This window comes from Pseudoalteromonas sp. PS5 (assembly GCF_004103255.1).
In the GTDB taxonomy this organism is placed as follows: Bacteria; Pseudomonadota; Gammaproteobacteria; order Enterobacterales; family Alteromonadaceae; genus Pseudoalteromonas; species Pseudoalteromonas peptidolytica.
This window is the reverse complement of the sequence record NZ_RCSQ01000085.1, coordinates 18,227-40,837: the sequence shown is the minus strand read 5'-3', so window position 1 is coordinate 40,837 and position 22,611 is coordinate 18,227. Positions and strand designations below refer to the sequence as shown.

General features: G+C 37.2%; 20 protein-coding genes. All 20 read left to right on the top strand.

Annotated features, from left to right (window positions below; translation table 11 throughout):
• Positions 1-469: 469 nt before the first annotated feature.
• Complete coding sequence (locus D9603_RS12120; protein WP_128731508.1) at positions 470-1,585, top strand: polysaccharide export protein; 1,116 nt, start codon at positions 470-472, stop codon at positions 1,583-1,585.
• An 11-nt stretch (positions 1,586-1,596) separates the two neighbouring features.
• The gene (locus D9603_RS12115) at positions 1,597-2,031 is read left to right on the top strand and encodes a low molecular weight protein-tyrosine-phosphatase (protein ID WP_125254061.1); all 435 of its coding nucleotides are present in this window, start codon (positions 1,597-1,599) and stop codon (positions 2,029-2,031) included.
• 14 nt (positions 2,032-2,045) lie between these two features.
• The gene (locus D9603_RS12110; RefSeq protein ID WP_128731507.1) at positions 2,046-4,280 is read left to right on the top strand and encodes a polysaccharide biosynthesis tyrosine autokinase; all 2,235 of its coding nucleotides are present in this window, start codon (positions 2,046-2,048) and stop codon (positions 4,278-4,280) included.
• A 337-nt stretch (positions 4,281-4,617) separates the two neighbouring features.
• On the top strand, positions 4,618-5,808 hold the full coding sequence (locus tag D9603_RS12105; RefSeq protein WP_128731506.1) for a UDP-N-acetylglucosamine 4,6-dehydratase: 1,191 nt from the start codon (positions 4,618-4,620) through the stop codon (positions 5,806-5,808).
• 14 nt (positions 5,809-5,822) lie between these two features.
• Positions 5,823-6,977, top strand: a complete 1,155-nt coding sequence (locus tag D9603_RS12100; RefSeq protein ID WP_128731505.1) for a LegC family aminotransferase — start codon at positions 5,823-5,825, stop codon at positions 6,975-6,977.
• 3 nt (positions 6,978-6,980) lie between these two features.
• Positions 6,981-8,129, top strand: coding sequence for a UDP-N-acetylglucosamine 2-epimerase (gene neuC, locus D9603_RS12095; RefSeq protein ID WP_128731504.1), 1,149 nt, complete (start codon positions 6,981-6,983; stop codon positions 8,127-8,129).
• Positions 8,130-8,136: 7 nt separating this feature from the next.
• The gene (neuB, locus tag D9603_RS12090; protein WP_128731503.1) at positions 8,137-9,207 is read left to right on the top strand and encodes an N-acetylneuraminate synthase; all 1,071 of its coding nucleotides are present in this window, start codon (positions 8,137-8,139) and stop codon (positions 9,205-9,207) included.
• Entirely contained in the window at positions 9,200-9,856 is a 657-nt protein-coding gene (locus D9603_RS12085; protein WP_241651653.1) for a NeuD/PglB/VioB family sugar acetyltransferase, read from the top strand. The genes neuB and D9603_RS12085 overlap by 8 nt, the downstream gene beginning before the upstream one ends.
• Positions 9,813-10,904 carry a nucleotidyltransferase family protein gene (locus D9603_RS12080; protein WP_241651652.1) on the top strand — a complete coding sequence of 364 codons (1,092 nt, stop codon included), beginning with the start codon at positions 9,813-9,815 and terminating at the stop codon, positions 10,902-10,904. The genes D9603_RS12085 and D9603_RS12080 overlap by 44 nt, the downstream gene beginning before the upstream one ends.
• Complete coding sequence (locus D9603_RS12075) at positions 10,904-11,602, top strand: acylneuraminate cytidylyltransferase family protein (RefSeq protein WP_128731502.1); 699 nt, start codon at positions 10,904-10,906, stop codon at positions 11,600-11,602. Before D9603_RS12080 ends, D9603_RS12075 begins: the two co-directional genes overlap by 1 nt.
• A gap of 85 nt (positions 11,603-11,687) precedes the next feature.
• The gene (locus D9603_RS12070) at positions 11,688-12,929 is read left to right on the top strand and encodes an oligosaccharide flippase family protein (protein ID WP_128731501.1); all 1,242 of its coding nucleotides are present in this window, start codon (positions 11,688-11,690) and stop codon (positions 12,927-12,929) included.
• Between the two features lie 84 nt (positions 12,930-13,013).
• Positions 13,014-14,828: a hypothetical protein gene (locus tag D9603_RS12065; RefSeq protein WP_128731500.1), complete on the top strand. Its 1,815-nt coding sequence runs from the start codon at positions 13,014-13,016 to the stop codon at positions 14,826-14,828.
• 961 nt (positions 14,829-15,789) lie between these two features.
• A complete protein-coding gene (locus tag D9603_RS22135) occupies positions 15,790-16,323 on the top strand; it encodes an ISAs1 family transposase (protein WP_241651651.1) in 534 nt (177 codons plus the stop codon).
• 670 nt (positions 16,324-16,993) lie between these two features.
• Positions 16,994-17,929, top strand: coding sequence for a polysialyltransferase family glycosyltransferase (locus D9603_RS12050; protein WP_128731499.1), 936 nt, complete (start codon positions 16,994-16,996; stop codon positions 17,927-17,929).
• Between the two features lie 12 nt (positions 17,930-17,941).
• Positions 17,942-18,775 carry a glycosyltransferase family 2 protein gene (locus tag D9603_RS12045; RefSeq protein WP_128731498.1) on the top strand — a complete coding sequence of 278 codons (834 nt, stop codon included), beginning with the start codon at positions 17,942-17,944 and terminating at the stop codon, positions 18,773-18,775.
• A gap of 10 nt (positions 18,776-18,785) precedes the next feature.
• Positions 18,786-19,133, top strand: a complete 348-nt coding sequence (locus D9603_RS12040; RefSeq protein WP_128731497.1) for a hypothetical protein — start codon at positions 18,786-18,788, stop codon at positions 19,131-19,133.
• 137 nt (positions 19,134-19,270) lie between these two features.
• A complete protein-coding gene (locus tag D9603_RS12035) occupies positions 19,271-19,969 on the top strand; it encodes a hypothetical protein (RefSeq protein WP_128731496.1) in 699 nt (232 codons plus the stop codon).
• A complete protein-coding gene (gene gmd / locus D9603_RS12030) occupies positions 19,970-21,085 on the top strand; it encodes a GDP-mannose 4,6-dehydratase (RefSeq protein WP_128731495.1) in 1,116 nt (371 codons plus the stop codon).
• Positions 21,086-21,153: 68 nt separating this feature from the next.
• Entirely contained in the window at positions 21,154-22,119 is a 966-nt protein-coding gene (locus D9603_RS12025; RefSeq protein WP_170178646.1) for a GDP-L-fucose synthase, read from the top strand.
• 13 nt (positions 22,120-22,132) lie between these two features.
• Complete coding sequence (locus tag D9603_RS12020) at positions 22,133-22,606, top strand: GDP-mannose mannosyl hydrolase (RefSeq protein ID WP_128731493.1); 474 nt, start codon at positions 22,133-22,135, stop codon at positions 22,604-22,606.
• The last annotated feature ends 5 nt before the right edge of the window (positions 22,607-22,611 follow it).

Sequence of the window (22,611 nt, the reverse complement as noted above, 5' to 3'; positions counted from 1 at the left end):
AGCACTTTGTTACTTTCATTCTAAGTTTACCTCGCGATAAAAAGCCGATGCAAAACGGCGATACAGATATGATAAGGCTGCAAGGCTAATCAGCATTTAGTAGCATGCAACCTAGGGGCGGAAGCGTGCCTAATCTTAAATGCAACAGCACTTTGTTACTGGCATTGTAGGAGCGAGTTTACCTCGCGATCTTTTACAGCATCACAGCCCTTAACGGTTATTGTGATATTTGAAGTAATCAAAAAACAAAGCCAAATATAAACAAGTCACAGGTATAACGCTTATCGTCATTAAATAATGAGAAAACACATAATAGAGTGAGATATTACGTAAAACCCAGTACTCGCTTGCGATTAACTAACGTGCATGCTTTAATTAGCCGACTACACTTTTATTGCCTTAATACTATTTAATAAAGGGCAATAAAAGCAATTAAAAGAAAAGATTATAAAACTTTTGGGAAGATACAATGGCGCTACGCTGTAAAACGATTATTGCTTCGGCAGTACTGTTGACGATGAGTGGTTGTACACTCATCCCTGGTGGTCACTTTGAAGGAATAGGCTCAGGAGAGCAAACTGCAAATCTTGAACGCGATCTAGAAAAAGTAAACATTCACATTATTGACTCACAGTTGGTACAAGAACATAAAATCAAACGTGCCAAAGAGATAGACCGCTCATCACTGGCAGGTATTGATGTTTCAAATTACGAATACCGCCTCGGAGTCGGTGATGTAATTACCATTGGTGTATGGGATCATCCAGAGCTGACAATTCCGGCAGCAGTTCAAAGAACTGCAGAATTTGATGGCTTCCGAGTTCAAGCAGACGGTACTATCAACTTTGCATACGCACCTAAAGTTCCTGCGGCAGGAAGAACAGTGAGTGAGCTAAGAGCTGATATTGCAAAGCGATTAAGCCGAGTTATTGAAGAGCCACAAATCGACGTTAAAGTTGTAGGCTTCAAAAGCCAAAAAGCGTATGTCACTGGTGAAGTAACTAAACCTGGCGTATATCCGATTACAGAAACTCCTGTCACTTTAATCGATGCTATTAACCAAGCTGGCGGCTTAACAAAAGATGCTGACTGGGAAACGGTTACCTTTACTCGCGGTGATAAAACAGAAACGATTCAATTAGACGACTTTTACGCGCAGGGTGATATTTCGCAAAACCGTCTATTACAGCACGGCGATATTGTACACATTAGCCGCAATGACAAGCGTAATGTATATGTGCTGGGGGATGTGATAAAAGCGGGCAAAGTTGATGTGAACCGCTTTGGTCTTAGCCTTGCAGAAGCACTGACTGATGCCGGAGGTTTTAACGAACGTACAGCAGATGCAAATGGTATTTTTGTATTACGTAAGCGCGATTTCCAAAAAGATGGTGTGCTTGCGGATGTATACCAGCTGCATGCAAAAAATGTAGCATCATTGGTACTTGCCGAGCAATTTGAACTACAACCACAAGATATCGTTTACGTAACCAGTGCGCCTCTTGCTCGCTGGAACAAAGTTATCAGCCTATTATTGCCGTCACTGTCAACAGTGGACGCAATTCAAGATATTGACAACCAATAGTGTGAAAGCTCATGTTTGATAGTGTGTTAATGGTTTGTGCGGGTAATATTTGCCGCAGCCCAACCGCTGAATATGTATTAAAAAGCAAATTAGCGGGTAAAAATATTCAAGTGTCATCAGCGGGTTTAACCGCGCTGGAAGGTAAATCAGCTGACGCTATGGCACAAGAATTGACTAAAGCACAAGGGATCGACATGAGCCCGCACCAAGGGCGCCAGTTAAATAGCGCTCTAGTTGCTCAAAATAGTCTACTCTTAGTGATGGAGCATAGGCATCTTGATGACCTATGTAGCCGTTACCCTCAAGCTCGTGGCAAAACGTTTTTACTCGGAAAGTGGATAGGGGACAAAGAAATTCCCGATCCCTACCGCCAGTCTAAAGAAGCATTTGAACACGTATATCAGCTTATCGACAGCGCCTGTGGTGCTTGGCAACAGTATTTATAAGGAATTAAGAGTATATGAATGCTCAGCCAAATCTAATTTCTGCGCAAAAATCGAAACAAGAAGAACCTCAAGAAATTGACTTAATGGCACTTTTTGGTGCGCTTCTTGATGCTAAATGGTTTATTGCAGGCGTGACTGCACTGTTTATGCTACTCGGTGTGGCATATGCCATATTCAGCACACCTATCTACCAAGCAACGGCAATGGTACAAGTAGAAGAAAAGGGGGGCTCAGTACCTGGCTTTGACGACATGTCTGGTATGTTTGAGAGCACCTCTGCTGCGGTGACTGAAATCGAACTACTTAAATCAAGAAGTGTGATTGGCGAAGCCGTTGATACTTTAAACTTAGATATTGTGGTAGAGCCGAAGTTGTTTCCAGTTTTTGGTGGCCGTAGCTATCGCCAGTTTGTAGCGCAAAGCGAGGGCGAAGTTGCTGAAGCCAGTTTTGGGGCAGGCTCCTATGCCTGGGGTGGTGAAAAGGTAGAAATTCACCGCTTTAGAGTACCTAAAAGAGCTGAAGGGAGCAGCTTTACTTTGTTAGCGCAAGCCGACGACAGTTTTGCTCTACTAAATACCAATGATGAAATTATTTTATCTGGTAAAGTGGGTGAAGAAGTTAAAGTTGGGCAATTTGAGCTTACAATTAAAACGCTTATCGCGCGGCCAGATACTGAGTTTTCAATCGTAAAGCGTAACCGTTTACAAACAATACTTGATTTACAAAGTGCAATCTCAGCCTCTGAAAAAGGCAAAGACTCCGGTATTATTAATCTTGCACTGCAAGATAAAACGCCTGCTTATGCTGAAAAAGTATTAGACAAAGTAGCGAGCATTTATGTGCGCCGTAATGTTGAGCGTAACAGCGCAGAAGCACAGCAGTCACTTGAATTTTTAGAGGTACAGCTACCAGAAGTTAAGCGCAGTCTAGAGCGTGCTGAAAAGGCATTTAACGACTATCAAATCCGCCAAGAATCTATTGATATTAGTTTAGAGACTCAAGGTGTATTAGAGCAAATCGTCACGCTTGAAACTAAACTACAAGAACTTGAATTAAAGCGCTTAGAGCTTGGCCGCAAATTTAAGCGTGAGCACCCCTCTTATCGCGGTGTTGTAGAGCAAATAGATACTGTAAAGCGCCAGCGCAATGAGCTTACTGGTGAGGTACAAGGGTTACCTGAAACGCAAAGAGAACTATTGCGTTTAAAACGTGATGTTGAAGTAAATAATGAAATTTACACCTTACTTCTTGCTAAAACTCAAGAGTTAGACATAGTACGTGCAGGTACAGTTGGTAACGTACGCATAGTTGACTACGCCGAGGTAAATACTACTCAGCCTGTAAAACCAAAAAAGGCGCTCATCGTAATCATGGCGACTATGTTAGGTGGTATGCTAGCAATTGCAATTGTACTTATTCAAAAAGCGCTACATAAAGGAATAGAAGACCCTGGCGAAATCGAAGCCTTAGGTATGCCTGTTTACGCAAGCGTTCCATTTTCTGACTACCAAGTAAAGTTGACTGGCTTTGCTAAGGCTCGTAAAGGTAAAACCGCAAAAGCAAAATCTATTTTAGCGATTGATAACCCTGCAGACCTCTCTGTTGAAGCACTACGAAGCCTACGTACTAGCTTACACTTTGCTATGCTAGAGGCCAAAAATAATGTAATAGCCATCTCTGGTCCAAGCCCGGGGGTTGGTAAATCATTTATCACTGTAAACCTAGCAACAGTGTTAGCGCAAAGCGGTAAACGTGTATTGGTGGTTGATGCCGATATGCGTAAGGGCTACCTACAAACACAGTTTGGCATGAAGTGGGATGACGGATTAAGTGATTACTTATCTGGTCGACTAAACTTAGCCCAAGTGATCAAGCCGACTCAGGTTGAAGGTTTGCATGTAATGACTCGTGGTCAAATCCCTCCTAACCCATCAGAGCTTTTAATGCATCAAAACTTCAGCAAATTAATAAGTGAAGTGAGCAAAATGTATGATTTAGTTATTGTTGACACACCACCGATTTTAGCAGTAACCGATCCTGCAATCGTTGGTGCTCACGCTGGTACTACTTTATTGGTGACACGTTTTGGTCAAAACCATCTAAAAGAGCTAGAAATTACGAGAAATCGTTTTGAGCAAAATGGTATTGATGTAAAAGGGGTGGTATTTAACGGTGTAGTACGAAAATCAACTAACGCTTATGGTTACTACGGCTATTACAATTATGAGTATAAGTCAGATAAAGTATAAAATTACCGCGGCTTTTTGCCGCGCTATAAGGTTTGTCCACGAAAGCAGAGAATTACCCAATAGCTTATACTCTTTCCCTAATTAAAAAATATTTGTAGCAACACTTTGTCATGATTGCTTTTTCTAGTGATTGAATGTTGTTAAATCAATCGAATGAGAATATTAACTGTTAGATGTGATGAAAGTAGATGGCTTAAATACGTCAAAGTTACCATCGTTTGATAAAACTCTAAACTCACTTCAAAAAAATGTACTTCTATTCTTCATTAAGAGCTTAGGTTAATAAAAAAGACCCAAAAATTCAGGTGAATTTAATCGACACTAAAGGTATTTATCAATGAGCAATATATTAAACTTAATAGGTAGAAATAAGCTCTTGTTTGATCAAGATATAAAACGAGTAGAGGATAGGTTATCGGAAAGTGTATCGCAGTCCAGATTTTTGGTGATAGGCGGCGCGGGCTCTATAGGTCAAGCGGTTACAAAAGAGATCTTTAAGCGCAACCCGAGAAAGTTACATGTTGTTGATATCAGCGAAAACAACATGGTTGAGCTTGTACGAGATATTCGTAGTACTTACGGTTATATTGACGGTGATTTTCAGACCTTTGCCTTAGATATTGGCTCAATTGAATATGATGCTTTTATCAAAGCTGATGGTGAGTATGATTATGTACTTAACTTATCTGCATTGAAGCACGTACGAAGCGAGAAAGATCCGTTTACTCTTATGCGCATGGTTGATGTTAATATTTTTAATACAGATAAAACAATTCAGCAATCTATTGACAAAGGTGTAAAAAAGTACTTTTGTGTCTCTACCGATAAAGCAGCAAATCCAGTCAATATGATGGGGGCTTCAAAGCGTATCATGGAAATGTTTTTAATGCGCCGCAGTGAGCAAATAGCAATTTCGACTGCTCGCTTCGCAAATGTGGCATTTTCAGATGGTTCTTTATTGCATGGATTTAATCAGAGAATTGAGAAGCAACAGCCAATAGTAGCTCCTAATGATATAAAACGTTATTTTGTAACTCCACAGGAGTCAGGCGAACTTTGCCTAATGTCATGTATTTTTGGAGAAAATCGAGATATATTTTTCCCAAAGCTTAGTGAATCATTACATTTAACTACTTTTGCTGATATCGCAAAGAGATATTTAGCTGATAAGGGTTATGAGCCTTATCTGTGTGTTGATGAAGACGAAGCGAGGGAGTTCGCTAAAGACTTACCAATACACGGAAAGTGGCCTTGTTTATTCACAGGTAGTGATACAACTGGTGAGAAAGATTTTGAAGAATTTTTTACCGTCAATGAGATGCTTGATATGGAAAAGTTTGAAAGTTTTGGAGTTATAAAAAGTGATGCAAGTTATAACTTAGATAAAATCGATTTATTCATCAATGCGATTGAAAAATTGAAAGAAAGTAAAGTTTGGACCAAGAAGGATATAGTAGAGCTGTTCTTTCAAATGATACCTGATTTTGGTCATAAAGAGACTGGTAAGTATTTAGATAGTAAAATGTAATCGGGTTTTCAACTATGACAAACCAACTTGTTTCTTTTATCAAAGACCTTTATCAAACCAATGAATTCATTCCGCTTCATGCACCATGTTTTGAGGGTAATGAGCAATCCTACGTATTACAAACAATTCAAAGTACATTTGTTTCTAGTGTAGGTAAATTTGTGGAGGATTTTGAAAGGCGAGTAGAAACTTATACTAATAGTGCTAGAGCCGTTGCAACTGTGAATGGTACTGCAGCCTTGCATACTGCGTTATATATGGCCGGTGTGCGACCTAATGATATTGTTATAACGCAAGCATTAACATTTGTTGCTACCTGCAATGCGCTATATCATATGGGAGCTGAACCTGCTTTTGTTGACGTATCACCGGTTAGTTTAGGTTTATGTCCTAAAGCTTTGAGGCGGTTTTTAGAACAGCATGCGGAGCTAACAAAGCATGGAGCTGTGCTGAAAAGTACAAAGCAACGTATCAAAGCCGTGGTTCCAATGCATACGTTTGGCCACCCTGTTGAGCTTGATGAATTAATAATTGTTTGCAATGATTGGCAGATTTCTTTAGTAGAAGATGCAGCAGAAAGTTTGGGATCTTTTTATAAAGGTCAACATACAGGTACTTTTGGTGAGTATGGTGCTATTAGCTTCAATGGAAATAAAGTAATTACCACAGGTGGAGGTGGGATCGTGCTTTGTAAATCTTTAGGGTCAGGAGCGCGCACAAAACATGTAACCACCACAGCAAAAGTTCAGCATCCTTATGAGTTCTATCATGATGAAGCTGGGTTTAATTACCGAATGCCAAATTTAAATGCTGCATTAGGGTGTGCGCAGATCGAAGCTCTGCCCAAGTTCATAAAAAATAAACGATATTTAGCACAATTATACAGAGACTTCTTCAGCGATTCAGAATTTACGTTCGTGACGGAGCCTAAATATGCGCAATCAAACTATTGGCTAAATGCGATTATATGTCCAAGCCCACAAGTTCGCGAAAAGCTCCTAAAAGATACCAATGAAAATGGCGTAATGACGAGACCAACTTGGCAGTTAATGCATCGTTTACCTATGTATAAAGATTGCTTAAAAGGAAGCCTCGTATATTCAGAGTTTATTGAAAGTCACTTAATTAATATTCCAAGTTCACCTGTTAAAAACCTTACAGGAGCGTAGTCTATGAAAATTGCTGTATTTACTGGAACTCGTGCAGAATATGGTTTGCTGTATTGGCTGCTAAAAGATATTCAAAATGACCCTGAACTTACCTTACAGCTTATGGTATCGGGGATGCACTTATCACCGGACTTTGGTGAAACCTATCAGCAGATAGAGCAAGACGGTTTTATCATTGATGAAAAAATAGAAATACTACTCTCGTCAGACAGCGCAGTAGGTACTGCTAAAAGTATTGGCCTAGGGGTTTTAGGTTTTGCGGACGCCTTAAGTCGACTTTCACCTGATGCGCTTGTTATATTGGGCGACCGATTTGAAGCTTTAGCAGCAGCACAAACCGCGATGATCTTGAGAATACCAATTTTACATCTTCATGGTGGTGAAATAACCGAAGGGGCATATGATGATGCAATACGCCATGCCATTACAAAATTAAGCTATTTGCATGGTACTTCAACAGATTTATATCGCCAACGAGTAATTCAACTAGGGGAGCAGCCTCATCGAGTTAAAACGGTAGGTGCATTAGGGCTTGATCATTTGAAACGTACTGAATTTATGAATATGGAAGAAATTGCACATTCGTTATGTTTTCCATTGAAGAAGCCTTACTTTTTAGTTACTTACCATCCGGTTACGCTAGGCCAAGAGTTGCCAGAAAAGAGCTTTTACGCATTGTTAGCTGCATTGGACAAGTTTCCAAATCATCAAGTAATTTTAACTTACCCTAATGCTGATGATGGTGGTAGGCAAATTATACCTTTACTTGAGCAATACGCGCGTTTAAACACAGAGCGAGTGTGTGCAGTTCCCTCTCTTGGACAGAAACGTTACCTCAGTACCGTAAAATATGCTTCGGCAGTAGTGGGTAACTCATCAAGTGGCATAATCGAAGCGCCCTCTTTCAATGTACCGACTGTTAATATAGGAGTGAGGCAGCAAGGTCGTTTAGCTGCTAAAAGTGTTCTTCACTGTGATGCAAACGAGCGAGCAATAGTCGAGAGTATAAAGTCTGCTTTAAACCGAGATTATTCAGCACCAAACGAAACAATAAAAAACCCTTATGGTGCAGGTAACGCTAGTGAACAAGTTATCACCATGCTAAAAAGTATGCGATTTGAAGAAAGTAAACCTTTCTATGATTTAAAGTGAGAGTTCTATGACCCTAATAATTGCAGAAGCCGGAGTGAACCATAATGGAAGTGATGAATTAGCTTATGCGCTAGTTGATGCTGCTTATCATGCCGGTGCCGACATAGTTAAGTTTCAAACTTTTAAGGCAAAGAATATAGTTACAAGAGAGGCTGAGCAGGCCGATTATCAAACAAGGAATAGTGGCCAAAAAGAGTCGCAGTATTTAATGTTAAAACGATTAGAGTTAAGTTTTGAGTCGCACTACAAATTAGTTCAATATTGTCAAGAATTAGGAATTGAGTTTTTGTCGACAGCCTTTGACTCAGAAAGCCTTAACTTTTTAGTTAATGATCTAGGTATTAAAAGGTTAAAATTACCTTCCGGAGAGATAACTAATGCGCCATTAGTACTCGAGCATGCCAGAACCGGCTGTGATTTAATAGTATCAACAGGAATGGCAACACTCGCTGAGATTGAGCAGGCCCTATCGGTGATTGCTTTTGGTTATCTAAACCCTAGTTCTAATCCAACGTTTGACCAGTTACAGGCCGCATATTTTAGCGATGAGGGAAAGCGTTTGTTAAAGCAAAAAGTGACTCTGCTACATTGTACAACTGAATATCCAGCACCATTTAACGATATCAATTTGAATGCGATGAGTACTATGTCAGATAGCTTCAAGTTAGCTGTTGGTTATTCAGATCATAGTGAGGGAATTACTGTGCCTATTGCGGCAGTTGCAAAGGGAGCCGTTTTAATTGAGAAACATTTTACAGTAGATAAAAGCCTACCGGGACCGGATCACAAAGCCTCATTAGACCCTGCTGAGCTAAAAGGAATGGTTGAAGGTATAAGAACAGTCGAAAAAGCTTTAGGTGACGGAATTAAAGGGCCGCGCCCTTCAGAAGTAAAAAACAAAACAGTGGCAAGGAAAAGCCTAGTTGCAGCTAAGGATATCGCTCTTGGAGATATTTTTAATGAGGATAATCTAACAGTTAAGCGACCGGGAAATGGAGTTAGCCCTATCAAATATTGGTCTTATTTAGGTTGCCAAAGTCAACGGGCTTATAAGATTGGTGAATTAATTAATGAGTGAGCAGCTAAGTTACCTAATGATAGGCGGGGGTGGCCATGCCGCCGCATTGGCTGAGATATTATTAAAGCAAGGAAAAAAGATTGTAGGTGTGATTGCACCAGAGATTACTGCTGGACATGCTATTTTTAATGGCTTAGAACATTTTAAAAACGATGATGATGTAAAAGCCTTTGATAGGCTAAGAGTTATGTTAGTCAATGGTATTGGTGCGATACCAAGGCAAAACTTGAGAGAAACACTTTATAACTACTATCAGCGGCAAGGTTATAAATTCGCTACTGTTATTTCTGATTCGGCAATAGTTTCTGACTTTGCTAATCTTGCTCAAGGTGTACAGATAATGAATAACTCTGTAGTGAATATAGGTGTGAGTATAGGTGAAAATAGTATTATAAACACTTCGGCAAGTGTTGATCATGATTGTGTTATTGGCGCAAATTGCCATATAGCGCCGGGCGCTACGCTAAGTGGTCAGGTGAAATTAGAAAAGTATGTTCATGTTGCTACAGGTGCTAACATTATAAATAATGTGGTGGTTGGTGTAGGGAGTATCATTGGAGTAGGTGCGAATGTAACACACTCTATTCCTTCAGGGAAAGTAGTCTATGGAGCAAAAAACTTTTGCAAAGGAGGTGATGGTGAGCATTAAAAATTGGGAGAACACAATAATTAGGCCTGATGAGTCGATCAGAACAGCACTATCCGTTATTGATAAAGAAGCTTTACGAGTGGCTATTGTTGCTGTTAATGGAGTTATCAAGGGGGTTGTAACAGATGGTGATATAAGAAGAGCAATACTAAAAGGTGTTGAACTATCATGTGCTGTTGAAGAGATTATGAATCGTAACCCAACTGTTGCCAGCGCTTCATTGTGCTCTAATGAATTACAAAAAATGATGAAAGAAAGAGAAATTTTATCATTACCTATTGTTGATGATGAACGTAGGATCGTTGGCCTCAAAACACTTCACGATACCTTTATGGTTGAAAAGCGCAATAACCCTGTCTTTATCATGGCCGGTGGTTTTGGCACACGTTTACGACCTTTAACCGATGATTGCCCTAAACCGATGCTTAAAGTGGGTGATAAGCCGATGCTAGAAACACTCATTAATAACTTTAAAAGTTATGGGTTTTACGAGTTTTTCATTTCAACACACTATTTACCTCAAGTAATTGAAAATTACTTTGGTGATGGAAGTGAATTTGGTGTCAACATCACTTATATACATGAAGAAACTCCACTTGGTACTGGAGGTGCACTATCTTTATTACCTGACAGCTTACCTAAAGAACCATTAATTATGATTAATGGCGATATTTTAACTAGTGCTGACTTTTCTAAGGTACTTGATTTTCATATTAAAGAATCAAGTGATGCAACGATGTGTGTGCGGGATTATGAGATTAAAATTCCTTTTGGGGTTATTGAAGGAGAAGGGCATGAAATTTCTGCTATGGTTGAAAAACCCACATACCGTTACTTCGTTAACGCTGGTATTTATGTAATTTCTAATCACATCATTAATTCACTTTTAAAAAATGAGCGACTAGATATGCCTGGCTTATTCAAAAAAATACAAGCAGAAGGTTTAAAAGTATTAAAGTTTCCAATTCATGAATACTGGCTAGATGTAGGACGTCATGATGATTTCAAAAAGGCACAAGTAGATATATATACATTGGGTTTAAAGTAATGATAAATAACATGCAAGTAATGGCTATAATTCCAGCTAGAGGGGGTAGCAAAAGGCTACCAAATAAAAATATATTGCCAATACATGGTGCCCCACTAATTAATTGGACTATTGAGGCTGCTAAAAAAAGCAAATATATTGATAAAGTTGTAGTTAGTACAGATAATTTAGAAATTGCAAATATAGCTAAACAAAGCTCTGCCCTGGTACCTGAGTTAAGACCGGTAGAATTATCTACAGATAAGGCAACAACAGAAGATGTTGTTTTTTACACAATTGAAAAGTACAGCGAAGGAGCGGATATCATTGTAATTCTGCAGCCTACATCTCCACTTCGCGATTATAAACATATAGATAATGCATTAGAGCTGCTTATTGAAAGAAGTGGCGCTGCAGTAGTCTCTGTTACGGAATGTGAGCACTCACCTCTTTGGGCTAATACCCTTCCTGATAATGGAAATATGGCTGGGTTTCTGAAAGTATCTAACAACATAAACTCTCAGGATTTAGATACTTACTATCGATTAAATGGTGCTATTTATATATATAAACTTAAGGAACTAGTAGATTCCGGATCTATGGCATATAACGACGCTACGTATGCCTATGAAATGTCACAAATTGACTCGGTTGATATTGATAATAAATTAGATTTTGAATGGGCTGAATTTTTACTTGCCAGAAAATCAAGAAACTAGAATTTGGGTGTGAAATTCTTTTTTATATTAATGAACACTCAATTTACTCTAGAAACTTCATTTTTCACTATAGGGTAAGTGTTTAATGAAAAGCGTTTTCATTTATTTGTTGTCTAATATAACCAATGGTTTGTTGCCTTTAGCTTTGTTACCTTTATTTACAGAGCACCTTACACCTACAGAGTATGGGTATGTTACTTTGTTTCAGATGTTTTTTATTTTCTTTCGAGCAATTTCTGGCTCTTCATATGTAACATCATCTGAACGTAACTATTTTTCAAAAGGTTTTGATAATAATAGTTATGTCAACACCTCGTTTTTTTTAATTATAATTACTTCATTGTTTTTGTTTTTACTCATATGTTTTTTTTCTAACTCTATAAGTGCTGTTTCGGATTTAAAAATAGAATATGTTTTTCTTTCTTTTGCCTCTGGTGTATTTGCAGTTGTTATTCAGTTAAGGCTGAGTCAGTGGCTTGTAAGAAAAAAAGCCATTATTTACGGTGTTTTACAAGTTATGATTGGCTTGTCAGGTAACATTCTGGCAATAATATTTGTAGTGAACTTAGGTATGGGAGTCGAAGGAAGAGTTGATTCAATATTTTATACGTATTTAATTTTCTCTTTAATTTGTATTTATTCACTATATAAAGATGGGTGTATAAATTTTAGGCGTTGGTCGACTAGAGAATGTAAAGATATTCTTTATTTTTCATTACCATTACTGCCTCACTCATTGGGGGTTTTATTATTAACTGTTTTTGATAGATTGGTACTGAAAATTAATTTAGGGGTGGAAATAGTAGGGATATATATGGTGGGATTTCAATTGATGTCAGCTGTAGGTATTCTTTCTGATGCTTTCAATAAGTTTTTTTCCCCGATTCAAATGGAGTTATTGTCAGCAGAATCAACTGAAAGTAAGAAGTTACTAGTCAAATATATATATATATGGTCATTGGCTATTTCACTGTGTGGTTTTGTTGCTAATATCGCCTTGTGTTTTTTCGTAAAGAGCTTTTTAGATATTAAGTATCATGAAGTTACAAAGGTAATCCCTTGGTTAGCTTTAGGGCAGGTTTTTAATGGTATTTATATATCTATATTAAATATAGTGTATTACTCAAAAAATACGGCTGCTCTCTCATTTTCAACAATGGTTGTTAGTGCAGTGCATATTTTGGTTTTTTACACGATGACCAAGTATTTTGGAATTGAGGGCGCGGGGATTGCATTTTCAATATCAATGGCAATTAGGCTAATGTTTACATTTATATTATCAAGCGTGGTTTTGCCACTTCCTTGGGTTTTTAGATATAAATGCTAAACATAGATTTAGTTAGTTTTTAGTATAAAGTTAAAAGCTTATAATAAGATGCCAGCCCAGTTTAAAGGGGGGTAGGGAGTGAAAGTGAGCCGTATAGTAATATCAAATAATGAATTTTTATTTAATTCTTTAATTGAAAGGAATGTAAGTTCAGGTTTGGAAGTTAGTAGTGTTATAAAAAGATTAGGTGTTTATTTTGCTTCATTTTACAAAAGGGTTAATAAAGCTGAAAATTTTTTTGAAAGTAATGAATCAGACTTCATATTGGGAAGCGGCACTCTAATTTATAACGACTCAACTAGTGCTGAAGCGTTGGAGCATATTTTAGCTGACTATAGTGGTTCAATCGATGTTCGCAATAAGATTTTAGGAAACTACAGTATAGCTTTATCTAAAAATAGTGAAGTGTCTGTTTTTTGTGATCCATATGCTATACACGACCTTTACTTTTTTGAAGAAGGAGACTCTTTTGCCATCTCCAATTCCCTCAAAGAGCTTGCAGAGGTTAAATCGAATAAAAATATAAATATATCGAGCTTAATTTCTGAAACTATTTTATCAGGATACATTGGGAATGAAACTTTCATAGAAGGTATATACAAACTTCGAGGAATTGAGCACCTAAAGTTAGACAGTAAAGGACTTGCTGTAGTCAAAGGTAATTACCAGAAGAAAGAGTGGAACTTCGATGGCAAAACAATCGACCATGCAGTAGAACAATACGTAGAAATGGTTAGAAAGTATATAGTTCAAATATCTAAAGTTTGGAATAATATTGGTGTGCATCAGACTGGAGGGCTTGATAATAGACTAATTTTTAGTGGCCTCATGTCAGTGGGAGTTAATCCTCAACTCTTATACGGTAGAGGAAATGGAATTTTAACAACAACCAATCAGGAGGATTTAGAGTGCGTACAAGAATACTCAAAAATCTTCTCCTTAAACCATCATATTATGGACTGGGGTCATATAGATAAAGATTATACGAATACTAATATCTATAATCTTTATGCAAAATATGGGTTTAAATTTGCAATTTATGGTGCTCCAGAAGCGTTTTTTAATGAATATGAAGGTGCTATCCCGAATTACCCCGATTTTTTGGAGTTTGGCTATTTCGGTGAAAATTTAAGACTGAGGGAGTACGTCGTTGAGAGAGAAAAAATCTCCCTAGATGAGTTCTTTAATGATTATTTATTTGGTGGAAGATACGGTGATATTAATAATGTTGATTTTTTACCTAATAGTCAAGAAATAAAAAGTAAATTACGTGAAGAGTACCTTAGAGAGGCTTCATTGTTAGGGATTAATATAAATAACGATATTTTGGCTAAGGATTTTGATGAGTTTCGTTGGATTCATGCAAGAAAGGCTGATTCAAGATCTTTGAATCTTATAAATGAATTTACTTCATCTTTTGCAATATTATCAATCCCAGAGCTGCATGAGTTTCCATGGTCGTTGCCTGCTGAATGGAGAAAAAACGCCCAGTTTCAATTGAGGGTTATTCATAAGCTTTGTCCTCAAGCTTTGGAAATACCGCTCTTCTCACATGGTAATTTACAAACATTGAACAAAGAGAGCTTTTCATTAACCATAAACTATACATGGGCACAAAAAGTTAAAAGCTTAATGGACAAATTTAAATTCAATAGCCATGCAATTGCCTATTCAAAAGATATCTACTTTAGATTTTTTGAAAGAAATAAAGCGAAAGCTTCTTTAGCTTTACGAAATAGGAGTTCCAGGGAATCTGTTGAAAAAATAGTTGAGGATTATTTCGAAAATGAATGTCCAGAAAGCTTAAAATTTATTAAACCGCAGCACTATCCCGGTCATATTGTAGGTTTGTACCGTTACTATCTTCATATTAAAGCTCTCGAGCACATCTTTAAATAACTTAAAGATATAAATTTTTTATTGTGGCCTGCGTTGTTTCCTAAATAATTGAACTTCTTTGGTTTGGTGTGAACAGATCATTAAATGACTTAACCCATGTCTTGAAATGAAGAAAGTTAGGAGTTGTTCACGGTACAATCGTACTTTAGTTTAACGCGGTAACATCAACATTTGGCAAAGTGATAGTGTCATCTCAAAGAAGCAAAATACCGAAAAACAAGGTGGCCTTGGTCGTTCAAATTATTATTCTGATTTAGCAATTGAAACCGGTTTGACCTTTAAGGCTGTATACCATTTTCACTAAGAGACTTAGAAGAGTTTGTAGGTCCTTGCCCAATATAATGGATACCTTGTTACAATCATCCGGTTAAAGCTGCTTATGCAAACGCAGACAAAGGTTTCATAGACATCGTAGTCGATAGCACAGGCCCTAAGCAGTGCGGAAATGGTGAATAGCATACGAGAAAACATCGTGCGAATAAGCTTCTATCTTTGCGAAAATTGCAATTGCTCGTTGATGCGGCAAGTCAAGATATTATAGGGGCTTAGCTGTTGATAGTTAAAGTGGCAGATGGTGAAGCCCTTACACTTTTATTTTAGTCAGGCCACTGCGTAGAAATATAGGCAGAGTAACTGGTGGTGGCGTATATGACACACATAGCTGCTACGAAGAGGTTACTACATAAACGCGATTATGCGGGTTCACTAAGAGGTAATGCCATATTTATGATGTTCCAATATAGGGTTGACGCAATTGAAAATAAATTCAGAGTACCATCTTCGTTCACTTCCCACAGCGGGAGCGCACTTTGTAAAAAGGTTTTAACATCCTGCTGTTTTCTGACCTAATAACACTCACATTATCACTATCTACTTGTTAGTTTTGTCGTTATTTGGCCTCCTTGAGCTTCTTGAAGGTTAGCGTTATTCTACCTATCAACATCATGAGCCTACAGATGCTTTGTTTCTTATCATTTCGGCGGTTTTATCTGGCTGTGAAGGTTGGAAAGGTTTCGAAGTGTTTGGGAGCAGTAAATTCCCTTTGCTTAGGCAGTTAAGAGCATTTAAGCGCGGTATTTCAACACAACATAGCATTACACGATTTCTTAAAACAGTGGAGACTGGTTCGTTGGTTTTAGCCTTGTTCAGTTGGGTTAACAAACTGTGCTCGAAGTCTGGTAAGCTAATCATTGCGTTTGGTGGCAAAACTCTGCGTGGTGCCAGTAAAAAGCTACACTTGGTGTCCGTTTTTGATTGTGACTCTGGTTTAAATTTGCATCAGCGTAAAGTAGAAAGTAAACCCAATGAGATACAGCTACATTGCCAGAAAACGGCTCTCTCGGCGCTGACTTCAAGAGGGGCTGACTGTCTATTTCAGGTCAAAGTAAATAAGAAAACACTTTATAAAGCAGTCAGTTCGTGTTTTGAAACTGCCTTTGGAGAAGAAAAGAATTCGCCTGAGGATGTACAAGTCAGAAGAGGTTATGGATGTTAGGAAACACGCATCACTTATGCTCTAAAGCAGAAAAACTGCCAAGGCTTACCTAGCTGGACGCAGTCGAAAGGCACAGTAAGTCCGGTTCAATAACAAAAATAGACACACACTTTTATGTTACTTCTATCGAGCCAGGTGGACAGATTTTGCAAAAAGCGATCCGCCATCATTGGAATATAGAAAACCAGTAATATTGGATGTTGTGTTTAATGAAGACGCTTGCCAGATAAGTGGGTCTGTTTCGGTAGAGAATATGGCGCTGTTCAGATGTGATGTTTGCAATTCGCTAAAGCAGCAATCAGGGCGTAAAGATTCGATAGATGGCAAGTTTGTTCGGGCCAGTTTTGACGATGAATTCAGGGCAGAGCTTATTTTTGAATTGTCATTAACGAAGTATGCTCTCAGCTAGGTTCACTTGCCGAGACGGCGATGTATAGTTTTAAACAACTAATCCGTGATAAGTTGAAAAGTCGTCAATTCAATAATCATCATACTGAAACAATAATTAAAGTGAAGGGAATAAATAAAATGAGAGAGCTAGATATTCCCAAATATTAGCAGCAGAGTTAATGTTGAAAAATTGATTTGTCGCTAGCTATTTGAACAATATGGCTAGTTTTGAATGGTTTTCACTCTATAAAGTAATCGGTTTTTATAAGATTTAATAATTATGAATTATGTTATATGTCAATCTCCTAAATATTTGATGGCTTCAATTAATAAATATAAAGCAACCAAAAACTGTAAAATTGTGATAAGGGAGGTGAAAGGTGTATATGATTTTTTAATTGAATATAAAGTTGTACCCCCTGAAGACTTGATATTTTTACCTGTGTATAGGCGTAAAAGTATATTTGGGCTTTTTTTGAACTTTTTATCTATAAAAAAATTCTTTTTAAAATATGGTGTTGATATTGATGATATATTCGTGTTTACAAATGAATGTGACTTTACAACTATGTCAATAATAAATGGCCTTGTTGACTGTAATGTTTATTTTGGAGAGTTTTATAATGATGGTTTGGAGTGTTTTAACCTTAGCTATGTAATTAATTTGTTTTTATTTGGGGTGAGGTTGCGTTGTAATAAAAAAATAGAGTTTTATCTACCGGTTAACGAAAAGAGAATTGAAGTTAAATCTTGGGATTATGGCGAAGAAAGGAAAATAAATAAGCTCTTGATACTAGGCGAAATTAAGGCTCAAGCAAAGAAGTTGTTGATTGTTGATTCAAATGATCAGCGTAATAGAAATCTTTTTTTTGTTAAAGAAATCTATAGCGACTTAATAAATCTTTGTAAAAAAAATAACATACAAATTATCATAAAAGGACACCCTAGATTAGGGCTCTCTAAATGTCTCCAAGATGTAAAGGGGGCTATATATATAAAAAATACTATTCCCATGGAATTTATTGATATAGACAGTGTTGATCATATCTGTGGTTTTTATAGTAGTGCTCTTTTCAATTCATCTCTAAAGAAAAAAGCTAAAAGCTTGTTAATGCTAAGCGCCAGTAAGCAAGAGTCTTTCTACAGAAACTATCTCACTTCCAATGGCTTTAATGAAGAAAAGTTTGTATTGAAAATTGAAGATGCAATAGTTTAAAGAGGAGGTTAAGTGGTTTATATTATTTTACCTGTTTTTAAGAGGGTTAGTTTGACAGTTTCTTTTGTAGAGTCTGTTCGTAACTCTACTGATTTAAACGTGCACTTTATAATCGTTGATGACGAAAGTCCTGGATATTCAAATTATATTACGTTTCTAAATAGTCACGATGTAACTGTTCTTAAAACAAAAGGTGATGTCTGGTGGTGTGAAACAGTCTATATTGGAATTAAGTATTTATTCGACAACATCCAAGCTCACGAGCTTGCCAATGACTTTATTGTTTTAGCTAACAACGATGTAGAAGTGAATAATGGTACGTTTAAAATATTTGATATTCTCGATGATAACTGTATTTTACACCCTTTAACAAAGTTGAAGCGCAATGGCGATATTATTTCTAGTGGCTGTAAAGTAAAATCATGGCTACCTTTCATCACAGATCACAGCATTGACAAAAAGAGTAAGCTTACAAGTGTGGATATGTTGACTGCTAGATTTTTGTGTATGAAAGGTTCTGTTTTATTGAAAAATGGAAATGTTAGTACTTGTTTGCTCCAATATCATGGTGACTCAGAGTTTACACTAAGAGCTACAAAAAAAGGCATAAAAAATTGCATTGTTAATGACATTGAGGTTCATCTGGATGATAATGATAATTCAGCTATAAATCAAAAGAGTATTTTTGGTTATTTTAAAAGTTCGCTTAATGAGAAAAAATCTAATTCTATAAAGCAAAAATATTTATTTTTAAGGTGTAATTTTGGCCCTTTTAAATCACAGTTAATAGTTTTGAGTATGTTTTTTAATGGCTTTGTCAAAACTTTTTTGAGGAAAATTTTTTGAGGAAAAATTATTGATTAATAAACTTACACCATTAGCGGTGCTTGTAGCACTTCTGTCTTTGTCAGACTATGTATCTTTGATTATCATAAAAGCCAACATTCCAGATGTTTTTGTAATGTTTGTTTTTTTTGGGTTGTCACTCGCATCTTTAATTTATTATAATTTTGGGAAAGTATCAGCATCTCAGCTTTGGTATATGTTTTTTGTTTTGTTGTACTTTGCGGTTACTTCCATTTTAAATATCAATAATTTGAGCTTTGAAGCTTTGAATGTTCTTCTTTCTTTCTTTACAGGTGTGTTTTTGTATTTAGTAATAAAAAAAAAGAAGCTTTTTAGAGCTTTTCGAATTACTATCTAAGGCAGTCTTTTTTTACCTTTTAGGGGTTTTGTTTTTAGAAGTGGTAAATAAGTTTTTGGGTGGTGATAATTTAATAATTGTTTTTCAGAATAATTTGCCGTATTTGTTTGTTATTATTTTTTTAGTTCGCAGCCTTGGTGGGGAAGTTTTTTTTTAAGGATGAAAAGAGGTGGGCTACTTATAGTTTATATTTGATTTTAATTTATATTCTATATGCGGTTTCTGAGTTTGGTAATTACCGGGTTCAGTATAAAATAGTATTTTTATCATCTTTTTTGACGACTTTTCTTCTTCTCGAAAGTTTTATTATAAAAAGATTTGAATTATTTAAAACTCTTTTATTGTTGGCAGTATTGATGTTTGTTCCTTTCTTTTGGCTAATTCAAGCCCAGCTTGAGCTTTTTGTCAATGCATCTGGTAGGTTAGGTTCTGGAATGATGAGGGTAGAGGTTTTTAAAGCTGTTATCGAAACTTTCAACAATTTTACACATATGTTAATTGGTGCCGGAGTTGGTTCTTCATCTATGGAGTTTACTGTAGTTCACAATGGTATTGCCTATGAGCTTCGCACACATTCCGGACTTGCATCTATAATGCTAGACTTTGGTTTACTTGGTTTGGTTGTATTATTCTGCTTACCTTGTGTACTCCTACTTCTTGAATTAAGGAAAAGTCCCCATTCTTTTCTGTATGCTTTGCTAGTAGTCTTTTGTTGGTCATTCTTGAATATAGTTTATGTATCTGCAATTCCTAGCACAAATATTTACAACTACTCTATGTTATCATTAGTGCTAGTTTCGATAGGTTTATTAAAAAAATATAAAACGGTGATATAAATGAAAGTAGCTTTAATTACGGGTGTTACAGGTCAAGACGGCTCTTACTTAGCTGAGTTTCTACTTGAAAAAGGCTATGAAGTTCATGGTATTAAGCGTCGCGCGTCAAGTTTTAATACCGAGCGTGTAGATCATATCTATCAAGACAGACATGAGGAAAACCCTAATTTTTTCCTTCATTATGGCGACCTAACAGATACTTCAAACTTAACTCGTATTCTTAAAGAGGTACAACCTGACGAGGTTTACAACTTAGGTGCCCAAAGCCATGTAGCTGTATCGTTTGAAGCACCAGAGTATACAGCTGATGTAGATGCGATTGGTACTTTACGTCTATTAGAAGCAATCCGTTTTCTTGGGTTAGAGAAAAAGACTAAATTCTATCAAGCTTCAACGTCTGAGCTTTATGGTGAGGTACAAGAGATCCCGCAAAAGGAAACTACACCTTTCCACCCTCGCTCACCTTACGCTGTAGCGAAAATGTATGCGTACTGGATTGCGGTAAACTACCGTGAGTCTTATGGTATGTATGCGTGTAACGGTATTTTATTCAACCACGAATCTCCACGTCGTGGTGAAACCTTTGTAACGCGTAAAATCACGCGCGGTCTAGCGAATATCTCACAAGGTTTAGAGAAGTGTTTATATTTAGGTAATATGGATGCGCTACGTGACTGGGGTCATGCAAAAGATTACGTTCGCATGCAGTGGATGATGCTTCAACAAGATAGTCCTGAAGATTTTGTAATTGCGACAGGTAAACAAATCTCAGTAAGAGAATTTGTGTCTTTATCAGCAAAAGAGCTGGGTGTTACGCTTGAATTCAGTGGTGAAGGTGTTGATGAAGTAGCGACAGTGGTTGCGATTGAAGGTGATAATGCACAGGCGCTATCAGTAGGTGATGTGATTGTGCGTGTAGATCCGCGTTACTTTCGTCCAGCAGAAGTTGAAACATTGTTAGGCGACCCTACTAAGGCGAAAGAGAAGCTAGGTTGGGAGCCAGAGATTACTGTAGAAGAAATGTGTGCAGAAATGGTCCAACATGATTTAGCTAAAGCGAAGCAGCATGCATTATTGAAATCTCATGGCTATGATGTGAGTGTTTCAGTGGAGTAATCCCAGAGTAGTAAGTCAGAAATAGAATGATAACCCAGCTTATGCTGTGTTTTATAATGGATAAAGAAATGAGTTCCAAAACAGTTTTTGTCGCAGGCCATAATGGTATGGTTGGCAGCGCGATAGTTAGAAAGTTAAAGCAATCTGATGATGTTAAAGTTGTTACAAAAAGCAGGGCTGAGTTAAACCTGTTAGACCAGCAGGCGGTTCGTACATTTTTTGACGAGCATCAAATAGACCAAGTATATCTTGCTGCGGCAAAAGTGGGCGGAATTATTGCTAACAATACTTACCCGGCAGAATTCATTTATGAGAATTTAACGATTCAAAATAATATCGTCCATAGCGCGCACTTATCTGGTGTTAATGATTTACTGTTTTTAGGGTCAAGTTGTATCTACCCTAAATTTGCAGAGCAACCGATGACAGAAACTGCGCTGTTAACTGGGGTGTTAGAGCCTACCAATGAGCCTTATGCGATAGCTAAAATTGCAGGTATCAAACTGTGCGAATCTTACAATCGGCAATATGGCCGTAATTACCGCTCTGTCATGCCAACTAATTTGTATGGTGAAAATGATAACTTCCATCCAGAAAACTCACATGTTATTCCAGCACTTATACGTCGTTTTCATGAAGCTAAATTAGCAGGTGATGATAAAGTGGTTGCATGGGGCACAGGCAAGCCGATGCGAGAGTTTTTGCATGTAGACGACATGGCTGCTGCATCAATCCATGTAATGAACTTAGATTCAGAAACATACAGTGCAAATACACAAGAGATGTTAAGTCATATAAATGTAGGCACAGGCGTAGATTGTACAATTAGAGAGCTTGTAGAGACAGTAGCGAAAGTAGTTGGTTTTGAAGGTGCTATAGAATTTGACGTGACTAAGCCTGATGGTACGCCGCGTAAATTGATGGATGTGTCTCGTCTTAAGTCACTGGGGTGGGAATATAGCATTTCCTTAGAAGCAGGCTTAATTGATACCTATGGGTGGTTTTTAGCAAACCAAGATAATTTTAGAAAATAATAGAGAACATAGGATGTTTCTAAATAAAAATACGTTTTCGACAGTAATAGAAAGTGCGCCACTTGTTTCAATTGATTTGGTTATATTAGATGGAAATAACCAAGCGCTGTTGGGTGAGCGGCTAAATAAACCAGCACAAGGGAATTGGTTTGTGCCTGGAGGACGAATTTTAAAAAATGAACCGCTTGCAGAGGCATTTGAAAGGTTAACTCAAGAAGAGCTTGGTGAGGCATTTTCACTATCAGAAGCGAGTCTTTTAGGGCCATATGACCATTTTTATGATGACAATGTTTTTGGTGACGATTTTAGCACACATTATGTCGCCATTGCTTATATCCTGAGGTTGAGCAAACCGCTATATGACCTACCGCATGATATTCAACATGGTAAATATCAATGGTTCGATATAGACAGCTTATTAGAAGATAAAAAAGTCCATAAGCATACAAAATGGTACTTTGAAGCATTACAAAAAGCACTGGGATAAAGAAT

Bases quoted from the DNA above. Each gene is read 5' to 3' on its own strand.
- D9603_RS12120 (WP_128731508.1), top strand. From the start codon at position 470: ATGGCGCTACGCTGTAAAACGATTATTGCTTCGGCAGTACTGTTGACG.
- D9603_RS12115 (WP_125254061.1), top strand. From the start codon at position 1,597: ATGTTTGATAGTGTGTTAATGGTTTGTGCGGGTAATATTTGCCGCAGC.
- D9603_RS12110 (WP_128731507.1), top strand. From the start codon at position 2,046: ATGAATGCTCAGCCAAATCTAATTTCTGCGCAAAAATCGAAACAAGAA.
- D9603_RS12105 (WP_128731506.1), top strand. From the start codon at position 4,618: ATGAGCAATATATTAAACTTAATAGGTAGAAATAAGCTCTTGTTTGAT.
- D9603_RS12100 (WP_128731505.1), top strand. From the start codon at position 5,823: ATGACAAACCAACTTGTTTCTTTTATCAAAGACCTTTATCAAACCAAT.
- neuC (WP_128731504.1), top strand. From the start codon at position 6,981: ATGAAAATTGCTGTATTTACTGGAACTCGTGCAGAATATGGTTTGCTG.
- neuB (WP_128731503.1), top strand. From the start codon at position 8,137: ATGACCCTAATAATTGCAGAAGCCGGAGTGAACCATAATGGAAGTGAT.
- D9603_RS12085 (WP_241651653.1), top strand. From the start codon at position 9,200: ATGAGTGAGCAGCTAAGTTACCTAATGATAGGCGGGGGTGGCCATGCC.
- D9603_RS12080 (WP_241651652.1), top strand. From the start codon at position 9,813: ATGGAGCAAAAAACTTTTGCAAAGGAGGTGATGGTGAGCATTAAAAAT.
- D9603_RS12075 (WP_128731502.1), top strand. From the start codon at position 10,904: ATGATAAATAACATGCAAGTAATGGCTATAATTCCAGCTAGAGGGGGT.
- D9603_RS12070 (WP_128731501.1), top strand. From the start codon at position 11,688: ATGAAAAGCGTTTTCATTTATTTGTTGTCTAATATAACCAATGGTTTG.
- D9603_RS12050 (WP_128731499.1), top strand. From the start codon at position 16,994: ATGAATTATGTTATATGTCAATCTCCTAAATATTTGATGGCTTCAATT.
- gmd (WP_128731495.1), top strand. From the start codon at position 19,970: ATGAAAGTAGCTTTAATTACGGGTGTTACAGGTCAAGACGGCTCTTAC.
- D9603_RS12025 (WP_170178646.1), top strand. From the start codon at position 21,154: ATGAGTTCCAAAACAGTTTTTGTCGCAGGCCATAATGGTATGGTTGGC.
- D9603_RS12020 (WP_128731493.1), top strand. From the start codon at position 22,133: ATGTTTCTAAATAAAAATACGTTTTCGACAGTAATAGAAAGTGCGCCA.